This window comes from Flavobacterium sp. HJ-32-4 (assembly GCF_022532105.1).
Classification (GTDB): Bacteria; Bacteroidota; Bacteroidia; order Flavobacteriales; family Flavobacteriaceae; genus Flavobacterium.
In genome coordinates this window covers 1-14,628 of the sequence record NZ_CP092832.1, presented here as the reverse complement: position 1 = coordinate 14,628, position 14,628 = coordinate 1, and the positions used below count along the sequence as shown (strand labels likewise).

At 52.2% G+C, this 14,628-nt stretch carries 13 protein-coding genes; 7 read left to right on the top strand and 6 right to left on the bottom strand.

Translation table 11 applies throughout. The features are described from left to right. The first annotated feature begins 11 nt into the window (after positions 1-11). On the top strand, positions 12-965 hold the full coding sequence (locus MKO97_RS00065) for a MoxR family ATPase (protein WP_241104036.1): 954 nt from the start codon (positions 12-14) through the stop codon (positions 963-965). Here the strand turns inward: MKO97_RS00065 and MKO97_RS00060 are convergent. Next, positions 946-2,079, bottom strand: a complete 1,134-nt coding sequence (locus MKO97_RS00060; protein WP_241104035.1) for a hypothetical protein — start codon at positions 2,077-2,079, stop codon at positions 946-948. The two genes, MKO97_RS00065 and MKO97_RS00060, sit on opposite strands and share 20 nt — an antisense overlap. Positions 2,080-2,329: 250 nt before the next feature. Here MKO97_RS00060 and MKO97_RS00055 point away from each other — a divergent pair, with 250 nt between their 5' ends. After that, entirely contained in the window at positions 2,330-4,597 is a 2,268-nt protein-coding gene (locus MKO97_RS00055; protein ID WP_241104034.1) for an aconitate hydratase, read from the top strand. Between the two features lie 145 nt (positions 4,598-4,742). Here the strand turns inward: MKO97_RS00055 and MKO97_RS00050 are convergent, their stop codons facing one another. Both MKO97_RS00050 and MKO97_RS00045 read right to left on the bottom strand, forming a co-directional pair. Next, positions 4,743-6,191, bottom strand: a complete 1,449-nt coding sequence (locus MKO97_RS00050) for a glyceraldehyde-3-phosphate dehydrogenase (RefSeq protein ID WP_241104033.1) — start codon at positions 6,189-6,191, stop codon at positions 4,743-4,745. A gap of 150 nt (positions 6,192-6,341) precedes the next feature. Further along, the gene (locus tag MKO97_RS00045; protein WP_241104032.1) at positions 6,342-7,730 is read right to left on the bottom strand and encodes a trypsin-like peptidase domain-containing protein; all 1,389 of its coding nucleotides are present in this window, start codon (positions 7,728-7,730) and stop codon (positions 6,342-6,344) included. A 120-nt stretch (positions 7,731-7,850) separates the two neighbouring features. On the opposite strand from MKO97_RS00045, the gene dapF reads away from it, so the two are divergent. The 5 genes from dapF to MKO97_RS00020 all read left to right on the top strand — a co-directional run bounded on the left by dapF (position 7,851) and on the right by MKO97_RS00020 (position 11,836). After that, entirely contained in the window at positions 7,851-8,633 is a 783-nt protein-coding gene (gene dapF, locus MKO97_RS00040) for a diaminopimelate epimerase (protein ID WP_241104031.1), read from the top strand. Next, positions 8,633-9,157 (top strand): GNAT family N-acetyltransferase, encoded by a 525-nt coding sequence (locus tag MKO97_RS00035; RefSeq protein WP_241104030.1) that lies wholly within the window; start codon positions 8,633-8,635, stop codon positions 9,155-9,157. The genes dapF and MKO97_RS00035 overlap by 1 nt, the downstream gene beginning before the upstream one ends. Then, on the top strand, positions 9,154-10,188 hold the full coding sequence (gene mltG / locus MKO97_RS00030) for an endolytic transglycosylase MltG (protein WP_241104029.1): 1,035 nt from the start codon (positions 9,154-9,156) through the stop codon (positions 10,186-10,188). The genes MKO97_RS00035 and mltG overlap by 4 nt, the downstream gene beginning before the upstream one ends. Then, positions 10,188-11,096: a DUF2279 domain-containing protein gene (locus MKO97_RS00025; RefSeq protein WP_241104028.1), complete on the top strand. Its 909-nt coding sequence runs from the start codon at positions 10,188-10,190 to the stop codon at positions 11,094-11,096. Before mltG ends, MKO97_RS00025 begins: the two co-directional genes overlap by 1 nt. 98 nt (positions 11,097-11,194) lie before the next feature. Further along, positions 11,195-11,836: a peptidoglycan-binding protein LysM gene (locus MKO97_RS00020; protein ID WP_241104027.1), complete on the top strand. Its 642-nt coding sequence runs from the start codon at positions 11,195-11,197 to the stop codon at positions 11,834-11,836. Between the two features lie 187 nt (positions 11,837-12,023). Here MKO97_RS00020 and MKO97_RS00015 read toward each other — a convergent pair whose 3' ends face one another. Genes MKO97_RS00015 through dnaA form a run of 3 tightly spaced genes read right to left on the bottom strand, consistent with a single transcriptional unit; the run spans position 12,024 to position 14,628 of the window. Further along, positions 12,024-12,737: an SAM-dependent methyltransferase gene (locus tag MKO97_RS00015; RefSeq protein ID WP_241104026.1), complete on the bottom strand. Its 714-nt coding sequence runs from the start codon at positions 12,735-12,737 to the stop codon at positions 12,024-12,026. Further along, entirely contained in the window at positions 12,737-13,201 is a 465-nt protein-coding gene (locus MKO97_RS00010; RefSeq protein WP_241104025.1) for a low molecular weight protein-tyrosine-phosphatase, read from the bottom strand. Before MKO97_RS00010 ends, MKO97_RS00015 begins: the two co-directional genes overlap by 1 nt. After that, positions 13,201-14,628: a chromosomal replication initiator protein DnaA gene (gene dnaA, locus MKO97_RS00005; RefSeq protein ID WP_241104024.1), complete on the bottom strand. Its 1,428-nt coding sequence runs from the start codon at positions 14,626-14,628 to the stop codon at positions 13,201-13,203. The genes MKO97_RS00010 and dnaA overlap by 1 nt, the downstream gene beginning before the upstream one ends.

The following is a 14,628-nucleotide window of genomic DNA, read 5'->3' as shown; positions in this document are numbered from 1 at the left end:
AACCAAACGACATGTCTGACGTTACGGCTATACAACAGTTGGTAGACAAGCGCAATGCGCTGAAGAAAGAAATCGCAAAAGTCATTGTAGGGCAGGAGGAGGTCGTCGACCAGATCCTGACCAGTATTTTTTCGGGTGGACACGCGCTGTTGGTCGGTGTGCCCGGATTGGCGAAGACGCTGATGGTCAACACGATTTCGCAGGCACTTGGCCTCGATTTCAAGCGGATACAGTTTACGCCCGACCTGATGCCGTCAGATATCCTCGGTAGTGAGATACTCGACGAAAACCGCCAGTTTAAATTCATCAAGGGCCCTGTTTTTGCCAACATCATCCTAGCGGATGAGATCAACCGTACGCCACCTAAAACACAGGCGGCCCTTTTGGAGGCGATGCAGGAACGTGCGGTAACCATCGCCGGACATAACTACAAGCTCGATTTGCCCTACTTCGTATTGGCGACCCAAAACCCGATCGAGCAGGAAGGAACGTATCCCCTTCCGGAAGCCCAGCTTGACCGTTTCATGTTCTCCATAAAACTCGATTATCCTACCTTCGAAGAGGAAGTGCAGGTAGTGAAGAGCACGACATCCGACAAAAGCCAATCCATCCAGCCGTTGTTTTCGGCCCAGGAAATCATCGACTTCCAACACCTGATCCGTCGCATCCCGGTGGCGGATAATGTGATTGAGTATGCCGTGTCATTGGTGAGTAAGACCCGTCCCGACAACAAAATGGCGACCGATATCGTTCGGAACTACGTTGATTGGGGCGCCGGGCCTCGCGCATCGCAAAATCTTATACTCGCTGCCAAAGCAAACGCGGCCTTTAATGGAAAGTTTTCGCCCGATATCGAAGATGTGCGTGCGGTGGCCATCGGCATCCTGCGTCACCGGGTGGTGAAAAATTACAAGGCCGATGCAGAGGGCATGTCGATCGAAAAGATCATCGCTTCTTTGTATTGATTTTCCCATCTAGTTCCGCATCGTAAAAGAACAGGAACGCACTGCCCATCATATCCTGGTTGACAGCCGTAGTGTTATGGGTTTCCAACACCAGTTCATACGAGTGGTTGGCATATAGCATCGTGCCGGCTTCTGAAACGTAGTCTCCAATACGGTCGATCCCAATTCGGTTCCGATGGTTGCGGATCGTACTCTCGAATACGGTCTTACCCGTTGTCACATCGCGCAGCGTCATGTGGGTCGCAAACGGATGCACGTGCAGCGCCGCCGCGTGAAGACGTGCACTGTCTTTCAACCGTAGCATATCGTCAATCGAAGCACGGTACATGCGTTTTCCCGGCGGAATTACCCAATGCCCAGAGTACGTTTGTCCGCTTGGATCAGTGTAGCTGTGGTTTTTCGTTTCGACCGGAAGGCACTGCGTCGCACCCGGATCGAGGGGCCCTTTGAACGGATCGGCTTTGTCATAAGGTAGCTGGATGAAAACTGTCCGGCTCATCAAAGGCTTCAATCGTTCGCGGGTGTAATCGATGTCGATTTCATGCCGTACCCATTTCCGGATGTCGGGATCGTTGTGGTTGAGGGTTTCCGTGGTCACATACAGCAATTCATTTCCTTTCATCGGAATACCAAACCCTTTGGGTAATGCAAAGTCCTCGAGCCCGTGCGACAATGACGTCATACGCGGGTACTGCTGTCCGACCCGGTCGTTGAGTCCGAATGACGAGAAATACGCCGCATCATTGAAGTCAATATTCGTGTGGCAGATGAAGTCATTCGACAAGCGTTCGCCCGAATCGGCATCGAATGCTTTCACATCGAATCGCGTGATCCAGATCAGGGAACTGTCGGGCGTCAATTGCACGTAATTGGACGCTTTCGGTCCTTCCATCGACTTGTAGATGCCGTCTACCAGAAACGTGGGCGACACCATCCGGTAGTGGCCGCTGGCATTTGATGTCTTCCAGGAAGCATCTGCAATACCGGTGTGCTGCAGCAGCCACGTTTTGACAATAGCCTTGTGGCGATTGGTGAGTTGGGCATACCAGATACCCGCTCCGAGCATCCCCAAAAGGGCTACCGCCAGTATAATCCGAATCAATCGCTTTTTCATCTAAAAGGCTAATTTAGAACAATTCTACATCCTCTCTATCGATAGCGCTTTCCGAAATCGACAAAAAAAGAGCCTGAAATTAACAATTAGGCAATAATTTCAGATAATGGCGGAGTTTATTTAAAAATACCTATCAAAATTAAGGATTTCACATTAATTATCGTCTGGAAGGGGTAATTTATTGTAAATAGTGCAACGTTGGTGGATTATCCGTAAATTTGCGCTACCAAACAAACAATTACTCTGTTATATGGCATTTGATATTGAAATGATCCGAAAAGTGTATGCCAACATGCCGGATCGCGTGAACAAAGCGCGTGAAATCGTGGGGCGTCCGCTCACCCTTACTGAGAAAATCCTGTATAACCACCTGTGGGACGGAATGCCGTCTTCCGCCTTCACACGCGGCAAAGACTACGTTGATTTCGCACCTGACCGTGTGGCCTGCCAGGATGCAACGGCCCAGATGGCGTTGTTGCAGTTTATGCACGCCGGAAAACCGAAAGTGGCCGTACCTACAACCGTACACTGCGACCACCTGATCCAGGCGAAAGTCGATGCCAAGACCGATTTGGCGGTGGCAAAACAACAAAGCAACGAAGTATTTGACTTCCTTTCCTCTATCTCCAATAAATACGGTATCGGTTTCTGGAAGCCGGGTGCTGGTATCATCCACCAGGTCGTGCTCGAGAACTACGCGTTTCCGGGCGGGATGATGATTGGTACGGATTCGCATACGGTAAACGCCGGCGGACTCGGGATGATCGCAATCGGTGTTGGCGGTGCTGACGCTGTCGACGTGATGTCGGGTATGGCGTGGGAACTGAAATTTCCGAAACTGATCGGGGTAAAACTGACGGGTAAACTCTCAGGCTGGACCGCTCCTAAAGACGTCATCCTGAAAGTAGCCGGTATCCTGACCGTAAAAGGGGGGACAGGTGCCGTTGTAGAATATTTCGGGGAAGGGGCCACGGCGATGTCATGTACCGGAAAAGGAACGATTTGTAACATGGGCGCTGAAATCGGTGCCACGACGTCAACGTTCGGGTACGACGAATCGATGGACCGCTACCTGCGTTCGACCGGACGTGCGGATGTGGCAGATGCGGCCAACGCCATCGCGCCTTACCTCACAGCCGATCCGGAAGTATATGCCAACCCTGAACAATACTTCGACCAGGTAATCGAAATCAACCTGTCGGAACTAGAGCCGCACCTGAACGGCCCTTTCACACCGGATTTGGCAACGCCGATTTCCAAAATGAAAGAGGAAGCGATCAAAAACGACTGGCCGCTTCGCATTGAAGTGGGTCTGATCGGGTCGTGTACGAACTCGTCCTACGAAGACATCGCCCGCGCCGCGTCATTGGCGCAGCAGGTAGCCGATAAAAAACTGAAAACAAAAGCGCAGTTCACCATTACACCGGGTTCTGAGCAAGTGCGTTATACAATCGAACGCGATGGTTTCATCGATATCTTCGACAAAATCAACGCAACGGTATTTGCCAATGCCTGCGGACCGTGTATCGGTATGTGGGATCGTGAAGGAGCCGAGAAGGAGCAGCGCAACACGATTGTGCACTCGTTCAACCGGAACTTTTCGAAGCGTGCCGACGGTAACCCCAACACCCTGGCGTTCGTAGGTTCACCTGAGTTGGTGACAGCCCTGGCCATCGCCGGCGACCTTTCCTTTAACCCGCTTACCGACACGCTTATCAACGAAGATGGCGAAGAAGTGCGCCTCGACGAACCGACCGGCGCTGAATTGCCGCCACGTGGTTTCGCTGTAGACGATCCAGGTTATCAGGCTCCGGCGGAAGACGGATCGAAGGTACAGGTAGCGGTTAGTCCAACGTCTGAACGTCTTCAACTGCTGGCGCCCTTCGATGCGTGGGACGGCAAGAACATCAGTGGGGCCAAACTGCTTATCAAGGCGTTTGGTAAATGTACTACCGATCACATCTCAATGGCAGGGCCGTGGTTGCGTTTCCGCGGTCACCTCGACAATATCTCGAACAACATGCTGATTGGTGCCGTCAATGCATTCAACCAAAAGGCGAATAGCGTGAAGAACCAACTGACAGGTCAATATGAAGCGGTACCGGCGGTGCAGCGTGCCTACAAAGCACAGGGTATCCCGTCGATTGTAGTGGGCGACCACAACTATGGAGAAGGATCGTCACGTGAGCATGCGGCCATGGAACCGCGTTTCCTTGGGGTTAAGGCGGTATTGGTGAAGTCGTTCGCCCGTATCCACGAAACCAACCTGAAGAAACAGGGTATGCTGGCACTGACGTTCGCCAACGAAGCGGATTACGATAAGATCCAGGAAGATGACACCATCAACTTCCTCGACCTGACCGAATTCGCACCGGGCAAACCGTTGACACTTGAGTTCGTGCACCAGGATGGTTCGAAAGACATCATCCTCGCGAACCATACGTACAATGAGGGCCAAATCGGCTGGTTTGTAGCCGGTTCGGCACTGAACCTGATTGCACAGGCAGGAGAGGCATAAATCCTCATACTGAAATAAAAAAGGGCTGTCCCAGTTGGGGCGGCCCTTTCTTTTTACGTTTACTCTACACTTTTAGGTTTCCCGCTATAACAAAAAATCCGTCCCCTAAAGAACGGATTATCAATTGTCAATTATCAATTCTCCATTAATAATACGTGTATCGACGCACCTTCGCGATATACTTCGCCAAACGCATTACCTGGTGGCTATAGCCGTATTCGTTGTCGTACCACACATACAGCACGATGTTTTTACCGTCGGCCGATACGATTGTCGCGTTGCTGTCAAAGATCGACGGCGCCGAGGTGCCCACGATATCCGACGACACGAGCTCATTGCTAAGCGAGTATTTGATTTGCTCGACCAGTTCGCCTTCCAGTGCATAGCGCTTGATGATGGAATTCACTTCTTCTACACTGGTTTTCTTACCGACTTCCAGATTGAGTACGACCAGGGAGCCGTTCGGCACCGGCACGCGAATCGCATTTGAGGTGAGTTTTCCGGTTAGGGAAGGAAGCGCTTTCGCCACCGCGCTACCGGCCCCCGTTTCGGTGATGACCATATTCAGCGCCGCAGCACGTCCGCGACGGTATTTCTTGTGCATGTTATCGACCAGGTTTTGGTCGTTGGTATAGGCATGGATGGTTTCAAGGTGGCCTTTCTTCACCCCAAGCGTGTCCTCAACCGCTTTCAGGATGGGTGTAATGGCGTTGGTCGTGCATGACGCGGCCGAATAAATGTCCGTTTCGTCTGGCTTGTAATCGTTGTGGTTCACGCCGTATACGATATTCGGAACGCCTTTTCCGGGAGCCGTCAACAGCACCTTCGAAATGCCAGGTGAGGCCATATGGCGTTCGAGCGCTTCTTTTGTCGTAAAGGCACCGGTGTTATCAATCAGTAAGGCGTCCTGGATGCCGTATTTCGTATAGTCGATTTCCTCCGGCGCGTCGGCGGTAATGATGTGAACGGTCGTGCCGTTTATGATCAGGGCGTTGTTTTTAGCGTCAGCGACAACCGAACCGTCAAAATCCCCGTGGATCGAGTCGTTGCGAAGTAAGGAGGCACGTTTTTCAAGCGTGACGGCGTCGTTTTTGTCGCGTGTCACGATAGCACGAAGGCGCAACTGCGTCCCTTTCCCCATTTTCGACATGAGTTCGCGCGCCAACAACCGTCCGATACGGCCAAAGCCATACAACACCACGTCTTTTGGCTGTATGTCACCGCCTTGTTTCGAATCACGAAGGCGGTCGATGATGAACGCCATCGGATTGCTGTAGCGGTCTTCGTCCATACGGAACTCATACGTCAATTTACCGATATCGAGTCGGGAAGGAGCCAGGTCAAGTGCGTAAATGGCCTTGGCGATTTCTACCGTGTCAAAAACAGAAAGTGGCTTTCCGACGAATTCACCGGCATATTCGTGCAGGTTGATGATGTCGCCCACGCTGCGATCGATTAGCTGGTTGCGGAAAAGCACCATCTCGATGGCCTTGTCATACCAGGCGTCGCTGATGAGTTTGATGAGTTCGACGCCAGCCCTGCGCCGGTCAGCCTGTAAGGAAAGTTCCCTTTCGTAAACGGAAGTGTTGCTCATAATGTTGCCGTGTTGTCAATTTGCGGCAAAATTATCGATTTCAAACGTTTTCGTAAAATTTATTTATCAATAAAATTCTTTTATCGTTGCGATTTCTGCAAATAAAAACCGGCCCTTTCGAGCCGGTTTGTTTTTGGAGAGAGGAGGTATTTAGAGAATAAAACGTACCACCTGTCCGTTTGCCGTTAACATTTCAATTTGCACGCTTTCATTGTCGTCGACGCCTGATAGCATTTTCGTAGCGGTTTCGACGTCCATGATCTTCGTATTGTTGATCCGTAGGATGACACCACCCTTAAGGTCCTGCGCATACGGGGCCAGTCGGGCGTTGGTAACATCCGTGATCTTCACGCCATAGCCGATGTTGAAACGCTTTTTATCGGTGGCGGTGATGTTCTCGAATTCGATGCCTTTATACTGCTTGCTGATGAACTCGTTTTTCGTCAGGGCAACGGTCACGGTCTTGGTGTCGCTTCCGCGGACGAAGGTCACCTGTACTTTATCATCCGGACGTTTGGTGTTAATGTAACCCGAAAGGTCAGCAAACGACGTAATGGCGCGGTTGTCGATTTTCGTGATGACATCCCCTTCTTTCAATCCTGCTTTTTCAGCACCCGAATTTTTCTCGACACTTCCGATGTAGAAGCCCTCGCTGACATTCAGTTTGTATTCTTTCGAGAACGGGCCATTGACTTCAGCACCGTTTACGCCCAATACGCCGCGTTGGACATTGCCGTACTCCATCAGGTCTTCGATAATCTTACGGGCGATGTTGGAGGGCACGGCAAACGAATAACCGATATATGAACCCGTCATCGACGAAATCATGGTGTTAATGCCAATCAGTTCGCCGTGTGTATTTACCAGTGCACCACCGCTGTTGCCCGGGTTGACCGCTGCATCCGTCTGGATGAACGACTGGATGCCATTGGTGTCGAGATTACGGGCTTTTGCCGAGATGATCCCCGCCGTCACGGTCGAATTCAGGTTGTACGGGTTTCCGACCGCCAGCACCCATTCGCCCACTTTCACGTTATCCGAATCGGCAAACACCGCATACGGCAGTTTTTCATCGGCGTCGATTTTCAACAGGGCGATATCCATTTTGGAATCGGTGCCGATGAGTTTCGCTTTGTATACTTTCTTGTTATTCAGCGTGATCTCCAAGTCGGATGCGTCCTTCACGACGTGGTTGTTCGTCACGATGTAGCCGTCCTCCGAGATGATAACACCCGAGCCGGTGCCGACCTGCTCCTGTGTCTGGTTACCGCCATAGCCGTAGAAGAATTCCATAATCGGGTTGGTGACCGTGCGATACGACACGTTCTTCACGTGTACGACGGTATGAACCGCCTTGTCAGCCGCATCCGTAAAATCAACGGCTTCCGATGAAAGGCCTACCGCTCGATACGGGCTTTCAGTAGCTGTGGTCACGATCGATTTCCGGTCGTTCCCGTTTTCAAAAAGCAGTTTATAAGCGCCGAGCGTGACGCCGCCGCTCAAAAGAGCGACCAAAAACAAATCAGATACTCTTTTCATAAGTTATGGGTTAAAAACGCAGCTAAAATTATAAAGTTTTGGATTTCTCGCAACGCTACTTAACGCGTGGTTAACAAGGATTAACTTTTCATTAAATTTGTCGGTAGATTCCACCTTCCTATGCTGATTGAATTCCATAAATACCAGGGCACCGGCAACGACTTTGTCATGATCGACAACCGGTCGGGTTTTTTCCCAAAAGACGACGTCGCAACGGTCGCCCGACTGTGTGACCGGCGTTTCGGAATTGGGGCGGATGGCTTGATCCTGCTGGAAGGAATGGGTGCTGCGGATTTCCGTATGGTATATTACAACTCCGATGGAAACGAAAGCAGTATGTGCGGAAACGGAGGACGTTGCCTGGTGGCGTTCGCCGCACAACTCGGACTCATCACCGACACGGCCTATTTCATCGCGACGGATGGCCCGCATCACGCCCGGCGATCCAGCGACGGTATCGTGTCACTGCAGATGAAGGATGTGGCGGATGTTTCAGTGAATAAAGACTACGTATTTCTTGACACGGGCTCGCCCCATCATGTCGAAATGGTCGACGATCTCCGTCACCTGGATGTGAAATCGAAAGGGGCCGCGATCCGCTATTCGGACCTGTACGGCGCCAAAGGCAGCAACGTCAACTTTGTAGCCGCTTTGGGCGACGGACGTTTTGCCGTCCGCACCTACGAGCGGGGTGTGGAAGACGAAACCCTGTCATGTGGCACCGGGGCGACAGCTGTGGCACTTGCCATGTACGCTACGGGCCAGACGACGGCACACCGCGTGGGGCTTGAGGTGGAAGGCGGGCAATTGGAAGTTTCATTCCGCCCGGAAGGGAAGGGGTTTAAGGATGTATTTCTGATCGGTCCGGCGAAGTTCGTATTCTCGGGCCAAATTGACATCTGATGCTAACCGGATCGCATTGCCATTTGCGGGCGTTGGAGCCTGAAGACCTTGACTACATCTACCGGGTCGAAAACGACACGGCTATCTGGGAAGCCAGCCATACCCAAACACCTTACAGCCGTTTCCTGATCCGGCAGTACCTCGAGAACGCCCACCAGGATATTTATGAAGCGAAACAACTACGGCTTTTAATAGAAGAGGTAGCGACACAACGACCGCTCGGTCTTATCGATTTGTTCGATTTCGATCCGCAGCACCGTCGGGCCGGCGTCGGGATTTTGATTAGCGATGCGACTGGACGCGGAAAAGGAATCGGGACGGAAGCGCTTGGGTTATTGGTCGATTATGCATTCCGTACCCTGCATCTGCACCAGCTTTACGCAAATATCGATCCGGAAAACGAAGCGAGCATTCGGCTTTTTACTACTTTTGGCTTCGCCTCCTGCGGCCTGAAGCGCGAGTGGAACCTCCGCAACGGACGGTACCGCGATGAGGCACTTTACCAATTGATTCATACCCAATGAAAAAGAAACTACTGATCGGTGGCGGCGTGCTCTTGTTGGCGCTGCTCGTTGTGGCCGGTATATTTTATGTCCGGATTTTTACGTCCAATACGAAGTTCGACGAAAAAGAGCTATACGTCGAAATCCCGACTGGCAGCAATTTTGAAAGCGTCGTGAAATTGCTGACACCTTATGTAGACAACCTCGATAAATTCCGTTCGGTAGCCGAGCTTAAGAAATATGACCGGAACGTCAAACCCGGTCGTTTCCTGCTGACGAAAGGGATGAACAACAACGAAATCGTCGTGGCGCTCCGTCAAAACAAACCGCTGCATCTGGCATTCAACAACCAGGAGCGGCTCGAAGACCTTGCCGGACGCATCGCGGGCCAGATTGAAGCAGACAGCACCTCGCTAATGACGGCGTTTACCGATCCGGCCTTTTTGGATACGAACGGGTTTACGCCTGATAATGTGTTGAGTATGTTCGTGCCCAATTCGTATGAGATTTTCTGGAACACCGATGCCGTCACCTTCCGCGACCGCATGTTGTCGGAGTATCAGAAATTCTGGACGCCCGACCGCAAGGCGGCTGCCGAGGCGCAGAATCTGACGCCATTGCAGGTATCGGCTTTGGCTGCCATCGTACATAAGGAAACGGTGAAGTCGGACGAAAGGCCTCGTGTAGCGGGTGTTTACCTGAACCGACTGAAAATCGGGATGAAACTCGAGGCGGATCCTACGGTCATCTATGCTGTAAAACGCAAATCAGGGGATTTTGCCCAGGTGATCAAACGGGTGTTAAACAAAGATCTGGCCGTTGATTCACCCTATAATATGTATATGTACGGCGGGTTGCCGCCAGGGCCTATCGCCATGCCCGACATTTCGGCTATCGAAGCGGTATTGCATCCGGAGAAGCACAACTACCTCTATTTCTGTGCCTCCGTCGAGCGTTTTGGGTACCATGAATTTGCGGTGACACCCGCCCAACACGAGGTCAACCGCCGGAAATACGTAGCCTGGATCAATAGCCAGGGCATCAAGCGGTAATGGGAAAATGGGGTCGATGGCTCATTGCTTTATGGGCGTTGCCATTTTTCGGACAGGGAACCGTCGAGCGGTTTCTTACACCCGCCGATAGTCTCGATAGCGGCCGACGGAATACGGTTGTCATTACCGAGGCCGTGGGTGCCGCTGCGACCTTGGCGGCCCTGAACCAGGTGTGGTATGCCGACTACCCGCGATCGGATTTTCACTTTATAGACGATAATGCAGAGTGGCTGCAGATGGATAAGGCCGGACACGTGTTCTCAGCCTACCATTTGGGGCGTATCGGTTCGGATGTGTTGCAATGGAGTGGGGCGAGCCGGAAAAGCCAGTTGCTCTATGGCGCGACCCTGGGTTTTGTATTTCTTTCCGCCGTTGAGGTAATGGATGGCTACTCGGCCAAATGGGGTGCTTCATGGGGTGACGTGGTGGCGAATGCTGCTGGCACGGCCCTTTATGTGTCGCAGGAATTGATGTGGAAGGAGCAACGCATCGTCCCGAAGTTTTCGTTCCATACAACAGTCTATGCTGGGGCGCGACCCGATGCCTTGGGTAGTACGTTGCCAGAGCAGGTGCTAAAAGACTACAACGGGCAAACCTATTGGTTATCCTTGAACCTGAAGTCGTTTACGAAGATCGAGGCGCTGCCTGCCTGGCTGAATGTGGCGGTAGGATATGGCGCGACGGGGATGATTACGGGAGAAGACCGATTGGTGAATACCGTCTTTTTTCCGGATAAGCAGCGAATGCGGCAATTTTACCTAAGTCTCGATGTCGATTTGACCCGGATACCGACCCGTTCGCATACACTTAAGACGCTTTTTTCGTTGTTCAACACGCTTAAGGTTCCGGCTCCGGCCTTGGAAATAAAGGGCTCGCAAGGGGCTTACTGGCATTGGGTGTATTTTTAGGATTCCCTTAACTCGCTGGTATACAGGTTTTCAGAAATAGTTGTATCTTTGCCCCCGCAGTAATTCCATGGGGTGACAGACCTGGAGAAAACCAAAGTATGCTGAAGAAATGGATTTATTACGCAAGCCTTACCCTCATTGTCGCGTTCATCGCGTCTGGATTTAAGCCTCTCGACAGGGGCGACCTTTCCTGGTTTTACTTTACCGATGGCGACCGCTTAGGCGGCAATTTCCCGTCGGAAGACCAATCTGATTATCCACTTTCCAATTCGACACTTCTGGCCACCGGACGTACGTTCGTGGGGTATAAGGAGAGTCTGGCCTATAAGGAATCGCAGGGTCAGTATAAGCTGGTGAACCGCTACGGCTTCATGGGCAAATACCAGTTCGGTACGAGCGCTTTGCAGTCGATTGGGATTACCGACCGGAGTTCGTTCCTGAAAGATCCGGTGTTGCAGGAGAAAGCTTTTTCGGCTTTGTGTGCCAAGAACAAATGGCTGCTTCGCGACGAGATCATGGCCTATGAAGGCAAGATTGTCGGAGGTGTTCGCATTACGGAATCGGGCATGTTGGCGGCGGCGCACCTTGTAGGTGCGGGAGCAGTTAAGAAATACCTGCGCTCAAACGGCAAGCGCCGGATTGTTGACGGATTTGGAACGTCACTAAGGAGTTATCTGAAACGATATGGTGGTTACGATACCTCGCACATCGTGCCCCAGGAAAATCCGGTGATCCGATAAGTTTCCCTGCGGGGATCCGCGCGAGGGATTGCAGCGGAAAGCCCACAGCGGTGCCGATGGCAATCGGTAACGCGAGGACTTGTAGCGGAAAGCCCGACCCAACGCTGTTTATCATTTGACGAAACGACGTACGTCCCGCGTTGGGACGCGCCCAAACACTATAAAACCTGCCTTTTCGGGCGGGTTTTTACATTTTATGGAGGATGAAGATCGCCGGTCGTTTGTTGAGGTCGACTTTTTCGCGGCGCCATTCGGAGGCGCGGAGTGTGCGGATGTACTCGGTAGGAAGGGTGATGTCGGCTGCGATGCAAAGGTAGGTCGAGGGCTGGATGGCTTCGAGTATATCTTCGAGCATTTTATTGTTGCGGTACGGCGTTTCGATGAAGAGTTGCGATTGGTCTCTTTCGGCCGACAAGCGTTCGAGTTGGCGCAGGGCGGCTTTCTTTTCGGCTTTGTCGATGGGCAGGTAGCCGTTGAAGGCGAACCGCTGACCGTTCATTCCGGAGGCCATGATGGCCATGAGAAGGGAGGAGGGGCCTACGAGCGGCACTACTTTAATACCCGTTTCGTGGGCAATCCGGACGATGTCGGCGCCGGGATCAGCTACCCCGGGGCAGCCCGCTTCGCTCATGAGTCCGACGTGGATACCCTCTCTGCATGGCGCGAGCATTTCGCGGTGTTCGGTGGCGGCGGTATGTTTGTTCAGGGTCGACAACCGAAGCGAAGGCTGTGGTTTATCGGGTACCAGTGACTTGATGAACTTTCGGGCGGTCTTCTCGTTTTCAACGATGTAGGTGTCGATGGTTTCGACGGAACGGCGCACGGTGTGGGGCAGCACATCGTCGGGCGGGGTGTCGCCGAGGAGGGTAGGGATGAGGTAAAGGTGTCCGGTCGGTTTCATCAGGACCCGGATTGGAGTCGTTGCGCGATCACGTCACATGCTTCGTCGAGCATATCGTAAACGGTCGCGAAGCCGTTGTCGAGTCCGAAATACGGATCGGGCACATCCACGTTCTCGCCCGGAAAGATAGCATCGAGAATGAGCCGTACTTTCTGTTTCATTTCGTCGTTCGGGGCCAGGCGCAGCACATCGCGGAGGTTGCTTTGGTCCATTACGAAAATGTGGTCGTAGCGGTGGAAATCATCCACGGTGAATTGTCGCGCGCGTTGGGCCGAGATGTCGAGTCCGCGTTGTTGGGCGATATTGATCGAGCGTTTGTCGGGTTGGCTTCCTACGTGGTAGCTTCCGGTTCCGGCGGAGTCGACTTTGAATTCGTCGCGGGGTAACTTGGATGCGAGAATACCTTCTGCCAGCGGAGACCGACAGATATTACCGAGACAGACCATTAAGATCCTGGTGGGCATTAGAGCGACAGTTTCTTGTGGATGTCATCGACAAACTTCTTGAATTGTTTGTCGGTAGAGACGAGGTTATCGACCGTTTTACAGGCGTGCAGCACTGTCGCGTGGTCGCGGTCACCGATTTGCGATCCGATGTTGGCGAGTGACGCTTTGGTGAACTTCTTGGCGAAGAACATGGCGAGTTGGCGTGCCTGCACGACGTGGCGCTTGCGGGTTTTCGACTGCAAGGTGTCGATATCGAGTTGGAAGTAGTCGGATACGACCTTCTGGATATACTCGATTGAAATCTCGCGTTTGACGTTCTTGACAAACTTTTCGACCACCGTTTTGGCGAGGTCGAGCGTGACTTCCTTTTTATTGAACGACGATTGCGCGATGAGGGAGATAATGGCTCCTTCGAGTTCGCGCACGTTGGTTTTGATGTTGCGTGCTACATATTCGACGATTTCATCGGGCATGTCGACGCCGTCACGGTAGAGGATGTTCTTCAGGATGGAAATCCGGGTCTCATAGTCGGGTTGGTGCAACTCGGCGGAGAGTCCCCATTTGAAACGCGACAGCAGGCGTTGTTCGATGTCCTGCATGTCGACGGGTGCTTTGTCAGACGTCAGGATGACCTGTTTGCCATTCTGGTGCAGGTAGTTGAAGATGTGGAAAAACACATCCTGTGTGCCGGTTTTGCCCGACAGGAATTGTACGTCATCGATGATCAGGACGTCGATAAGCTGGTAAAAGTGGATGAAATCGTTACGGTTGTTTTTCTTAACCGAATCGATGTATTGCTGGGTGAAGACTTCCGCTGAAATGTAGAGGACGGTCTTCTCCGGGTATTTGTCTTTGATTTCGACGCCGATCGCGTGCGCGAGGTGCGTCTTTCCGAGTCCGACACCGCCGAAGATCAGCAGTGGGTTGAAAGAGGTGCCGCCCGGTTTGTTAGCGACGGCCATACCGGCGGAACGCGCCAATCGATTTGAGTCGCCTTCGAGGAAGTTCTCAAAGCTGTAATTGGCGTTGAGTTGCGATTCGATTTTCAGGTTTCGGATGCCTGGGATGACGAAAGGGTTCTTGACCTCTGGGTTGAGGTTACGGAACGGGGCATCGACCTCCTGGGCTTTAACGGGTGGACGGTGGGCCGACGGCAACTGCTCGGTGAAGGGCTGTTTGTTGCCGTAGGTGTTTTCCATCTTGATTTTATAGAGTAACTTCGCGCTTTTCCCGAGTTCTTTGGTAAGCGCGACCTTGAGCAATTTTACATAGTGTTCCTCCAGCCATTCGTAAAAGAATTTGCTCGGAACCTGGATGTATAATGCATTGTCAGTCAGCTCAACCGATTTGATGGGCTCGAACCAGGTTTTGTAGGCCTGTTCCTGGATATTGTCCTTTATGAAAAGAAGACAGTTTTCCCATACCGATTGAGCAGTTTTCTCCAT

Bases quoted from the DNA above. Each gene is read 5' to 3' on its own strand.
- MKO97_RS00020 (WP_241104027.1), top strand. From the start codon at position 11,195: ATGCTGAAGAAATGGATTTATTACGCAAGCCTTACCCTCATTGTCGCG.
- dnaA (WP_241104024.1), bottom strand. From the start codon at position 14,628: ATGGAGAAAACTGCTCAATCGGTATGGGAAAACTGTCTTCTTTTCATA.
- MKO97_RS00045 (WP_241104032.1), bottom strand. From the start codon at position 7,730: ATGAAAAGAGTATCTGATTTGTTTTTGGTCGCTCTTTTGAGCGGCGGC.
- MKO97_RS00055 (WP_241104034.1), top strand. From the start codon at position 2,330: ATGGCATTTGATATTGAAATGATCCGAAAAGTGTATGCCAACATGCCG.
- mltG (WP_241104029.1), top strand. From the start codon at position 9,154: ATGAAAAAGAAACTACTGATCGGTGGCGGCGTGCTCTTGTTGGCGCTG.
- MKO97_RS00050 (WP_241104033.1), bottom strand. From the start codon at position 6,191: ATGAGCAACACTTCCGTTTACGAAAGGGAACTTTCCTTACAGGCTGAC.
- MKO97_RS00015 (WP_241104026.1), bottom strand. From the start codon at position 12,737: ATGAAACCGACCGGACACCTTTACCTCATCCCTACCCTCCTCGGCGAC.
- MKO97_RS00025 (WP_241104028.1), top strand. From the start codon at position 10,188: ATGGGAAAATGGGGTCGATGGCTCATTGCTTTATGGGCGTTGCCATTT.
- MKO97_RS00060 (WP_241104035.1), bottom strand. From the start codon at position 2,079: ATGAAAAAGCGATTGATTCGGATTATACTGGCGGTAGCCCTTTTGGGG.
- MKO97_RS00010 (WP_241104025.1), bottom strand. From the start codon at position 13,201: ATGCCCACCAGGATCTTAATGGTCTGTCTCGGTAATATCTGTCGGTCT.
- MKO97_RS00035 (WP_241104030.1), top strand. From the start codon at position 8,633: ATGCTAACCGGATCGCATTGCCATTTGCGGGCGTTGGAGCCTGAAGAC.
- MKO97_RS00065 (WP_241104036.1), top strand. From the start codon at position 12: ATGTCTGACGTTACGGCTATACAACAGTTGGTAGACAAGCGCAATGCG.
- dapF (WP_241104031.1), top strand. From the start codon at position 7,851: ATGCTGATTGAATTCCATAAATACCAGGGCACCGGCAACGACTTTGTC.